The organism is Massilia sp. CCM 8734, from assembly GCF_011682155.1.
GTDB classification, from domain to species: domain Bacteria; phylum Pseudomonadota; class Gammaproteobacteria; order Burkholderiales; family Burkholderiaceae_D; genus Telluria_A; species Telluria_A rubra.
Map to the genome: position 1 here is coordinate 1 of NZ_WHJI01000177.1, position 611 is coordinate 611.

Genomic DNA, 611 nt, shown 5'->3' on the forward strand with positions numbered 1-611 from the left:
GGTGCCGGCGCTTGAAAACGTCGATCCCGCGGCGATGCGACTTGCTGGCGATCGGCGCGCGCAGTTCCTCCCATTGCTCGATCAATTCCTCCAGCGTCGGGACCAGCTGCATGCCGCTCGCGAGCAGGACAGCATCGGCGTACGCCTTGGACATGATCGCATGGGCGCGCTTGTGGTTCACCTCGTGGGTGGTGCGCTGGCGCCGCGCGCCACCGGCGAGCCGGAAGCGGTAGTGGTAATACTTGCCAACCTTGAACAGGGTGCTGGACATGCCGCCCCCCGGTCAGGCTGGGGAGATGAACGAACCGAGCTGGTGCAGCACCGGCGCCGGCGGCGGTTCCGGTGGCTGCGCCGGCGCGGCCATCGCTTCGTGTGCCTTCTTGATGCTGTGGCTCATGCTGTAGGCGGCCTGCCCAAAGCTTTTCACATGATAATAATAGGTGCGCTCGCTGATGACGAGCGCGGCGGCCGCCTGCTTGGCCAACGCGGCGTCGCCGACGTAATACGCCTTGAATGCCAGGAACTTGCCCTTCCATTTCTTCATGTCGGCCAACGTATGGACGGCCATGTTGAAATACTGCATGTCAGGGTGGTTACGGGCGTTTGGCTCC

1 protein-coding gene and 1 pseudogene are annotated in these 611 nt (G+C 63.7%); both read right to left on the reverse strand.

Annotation, left to right across the window (positions count from 1 at the left end; all coding sequences use genetic code 11):
- A pseudogene (locus F2P46_RS36135) lies at positions 1–271 on the reverse strand (site-specific integrase); the annotation flags it as partial.
- Positions 272–283: 12 nt separating this feature from the next.
- On the reverse strand, positions 284–611 hold a 328-nt coding region (locus tag F2P46_RS36140), incomplete at its 5' end, for a hypothetical protein (RefSeq protein ID WP_208296930.1).